The 3,190-nt window shown below is 62.5% G+C and carries 3 protein-coding genes; 2 read left to right on the top strand and 1 reads right to left on the bottom strand.

What is annotated here, in order from left to right; all coding sequences use genetic code 11:
* Positions 1–161 precede the first annotated feature (161 nt).
* Positions 162–1,559 (top strand): amidohydrolase family protein, encoded by a 1,398-nt coding sequence (locus VEK15_32220; GenBank protein HXV65406.1) that lies wholly within the window; start codon positions 162–164, stop codon positions 1,557–1,559.
* Positions 1,560–1,672: 113 nt separating this feature from the next.
* Here the strand turns inward: VEK15_32220 and VEK15_32215 are convergent, their stop codons facing one another.
* A complete protein-coding gene (locus tag VEK15_32215) occupies positions 1,673–2,539 on the bottom strand; it encodes a hypothetical protein (protein ID HXV65405.1) in 867 nt (288 codons plus the stop codon).
* Between the two features lie 439 nt (positions 2,540–2,978).
* Here VEK15_32215 and VEK15_32210 point away from each other — a divergent pair.
* The coding region (locus VEK15_32210; GenBank protein HXV65404.1) for a helix-turn-helix transcriptional regulator at positions 2,979–3,190 on the top strand (212 nt) is incomplete at its 3' end.

Genomic DNA, 3,190 nt, shown 5'->3' with positions numbered 1-3,190 from the left:
AAATGGGTTTAGAATCTCGGAAGGACGCTCGACTATCTCGAAAGTCGTGCCGACATCGATGCGGGCCATTGCCTCTGACGAGGGCCGAGCTGATCCGCGAGACGCTCGAATGGCTCGACCGCTACCGCGGTCCCGTGGTGCGATGACGGAGTAGAGATCGTTTGGCTAGACACCTCGTGCTCTTTGCCGTGGCTCTATCACTCGCTCATGGAATGGTGGGCGGCGTCGAAGCGCAGAGTCAAAGTCGCGAGACTCTCGTTCTCGAGAACGTTCACGTGATCCCGATGGACGGCGAGCGCGTCGTTCGCGACGTGAGCGTCGTGGTTCGAGGTGGAGAGATCGCCGCGATCTCGCGTCCGAGCGTCGGTGTCGCCCCCGCTCCCGCAGGTGCCCAAGTGGTTGACGGCCGAGGGGGCTTTTTGATCCCGGGCCTTTGGGACATGCACGTTCACGTGAATGACGAATCCGATTTGGCGATGCTCGTCGCTCACGGTGTGACGGGAGCTCGGGACATGTTCGGATCTCCGGTGCACCTGAAGCTGCGGGAGCTCGTGCTCTCGGGTGAGATTCTCGGGCCGGAGCTCGTCCTGGCCGGCCCCATCATCGAAGGGGAGCCTCCGCCGGAGCTCGCGTCGGTCATCTCGACCGAGGGACGGCGGATGGTCGCGACTTTCGAAGACGGCTCGGCGGCGGTTCGCGAGCAGCACGAAGCCGGATACGACTTCGCCAAGGTCTACAATAACGTTCCCGCCGAGGCGTACCGGGGCATCGTCGAAGAGGCGAAGCGGCTCGGCATTCCGGTCGCGGGCCACGTTCCGTTCGAGGTCGGCCTCGAAGGGGTCATCGCGCACGGACAGGCATCCATCGAGCACCTCCGCGGTTATGTTTGGGAGCTGGTCCCCGCGGAAGCGCCTCAGCAGCCCGGCGCCGATCTGCGCTCCCGGACGCTGGCGTGGAACTACGCAGACGCGGGGCGGATGAAGGCGCTCGCGGCAGAGACGCGCGCCGCGGGTATCTGGAACACGCCGACGCTCACGGCAGGGCTCATCTTCAAACCCGCGGCCGAGATCGACGCCTACCTCGAAGGCCCCGAGGGCACCTTCGTCGAGGACGATTGGAAGAGCGTCCTCCGAGATCGCACGCAGATTGCGTGGCTGAGTAATTTTTCGGACGAGGATTTCCGAGCCGCCGAGAGAAGTCTCGAGGTGCAGCGCGAGCTCGTACGTCGTCTCGCGGAGGCAGGGGCTCGCCTTCTTGCCGGCACCGACCGTTCGCCCTGGGGGCTGTCGCTGCATGCGGAGCTGCGAGAGCTCGTGGCTTCGGGCCTCACGCCCTACGAAGCGCTGGCCTGTGCGACGCTTTATCCGGCCGACTACCTCGAACGTGACGACGGTACCGGCCGCGTCGCCGTCGGGAGTCCGGCAGACCTGGTGCTCCTCGGGGCCAACCCGCTCGAAGATATTTCGCGCACGCTTCAGATCGAGGGGGTTGTGCGCCGCGGTCGGTGGCTCGACCGCGCTTCGCTCGACTCGCTCATCGAAACGAGAAAGGCTCCGTGAGGAGCTCTCGGGAGCCAGCAACGAGCGAGCTCGTCACTGACCGTGCCGGTGACCAGTATCGGTCGAAGGGTGGAAGTGTGAGACATTATTAAGGGTAGGAACCATCGAGAGCCCTAGCGCTCGTCTCTCGCTACCCACTTTTCGACCTCTGCCCTGGGCAGCAGCTCCATATCGCAGTCCACACAGCGGTCGCCGTTGTGTCCGTAGCCAGCGCCGCAGGCGGGACAGTAGGCCACGGCGTCGGGATCCGAGAGATCAAATCTCGGTCGTCCGTTCGGCTCGACGATATCGTCTTCGTCGACAGGGAGCTCTTCGCGCTCTTCTATGTCGCTCAAAACTCTCCGTGCGCCCTCAACCTTCTCCATCGGGACAACGAACTCGACGGCCGGCAGCTTGACTCCAGCGAAGTTGATCCCTAGAATCCCGTGCTCCTTCGTGAAAAACGGGATTCCAGCTTGCTTTAACTCTGCTGCGAGGAGCCACGCTTCCGCATTGGCAAGCGTGCACAAGGAAATGGTCGTCCCGAGTTCTTTCTGCGGCTGGTCTCTCGCTACCCGTTTTTCGACCTCTGCCCGGGGCAACAGCTCCATGTCGCATTCTACGCAGCGGTCCGCGTTACGTCCGTAGCCAGCGCCGCAGGCGGGACAGTAAGCGACGGCATCGGGATCGGAGAGATCAAAGCTCGGTCGTCCGTCCGGCTCGACGGTGTCCCCGTCTTCGTCGACAAGGACCTCCTCATCTGCGGCGTTAATGTCTTCACTCTCGGAGCGTGTATCGGTCGTGAGGTAGACATGCACGAAGACCAGAGGAGTGACGAGAATGAAGACAACCGGCCAGAGGATAGCGACCTGGATGAGATGCTTTGCGAATAGCGATAACGGGTCTGCTCCCACCACTGTGCCAACCATGAGCCTAAGTAGAAAGAGCAGAGCAATGATGCTGGCCGCCTTGGCACTTTTCCTGAGCGTTCTTGTGAACATGCGCGGCTCGGGGAGGTGAGCGGACTGGCCGCTGAGCGCGTTCGCTGCCCAGCATCATAACCACGCCCGTGGCGAGATACAACGGCGTGATTCGTCGCGGACACCGTTCGACTCCTCGAGACCCGGAAGCACCTTGATCGCGACGTCCCGATCGAGCTTCGTATCGCGCGCCCGATAGAGCTCGCCCCTCCTTCCGGCGCCGATGGGAGCGCCCAACCTCATACGGCCCGAGACGCGTTCCGCTCGCAAGAGCCACGGCGTTAAATTTGAAGCGACGGGGAGGAAGTTACAACTCGCGATCGTTTACTCGTGCCGGGTATACGGCAGTAGGCATTCGTAATGTAGTGTCCATTGTCGCCTAGAGCGACAGGTTCGCGCACGGCTTGACAGGCGTCCATCGCGACGCTAGTCTACCCTAGACTATCTAAGGTAATACGACGTGGCGAAGACGAAATCAGAGCTCCTTCACGGCACGCTCGAGCTCCTCGTCCTCCGTATCCTCGAGAGCGAGGCGATGAACGGCTACGGGATCGGCCGACGTATAGAAGACCTCACCGGGGACGCTCTCTCCGTCGACGAAGGTTCGCTCTATCCCGCGCTCTATCGGATGGAGGAGCGGGGTTGGCTCGCCTCCTCCTGGCGAGTCACCGA

It is taken from the genome of Vicinamibacteria bacterium, from assembly GCA_035620555.1.
In the GTDB taxonomy this organism is placed as follows: domain Bacteria; phylum Acidobacteriota; class Vicinamibacteria; order Marinacidobacterales; family SMYC01; genus DASPGQ01.
The sequence above is the reverse complement of the archived record's forward strand: the minus strand, read 5'-3'. Positions and strand labels throughout refer to the sequence as shown.

Bases quoted from the DNA above. Each gene is read 5' to 3' on its own strand.
- VEK15_32215 (HXV65405.1), bottom strand. From the start codon at position 2,539: ATGTTCACAAGAACGCTCAGGAAAAGTGCCAAGGCGGCCAGCATCATT.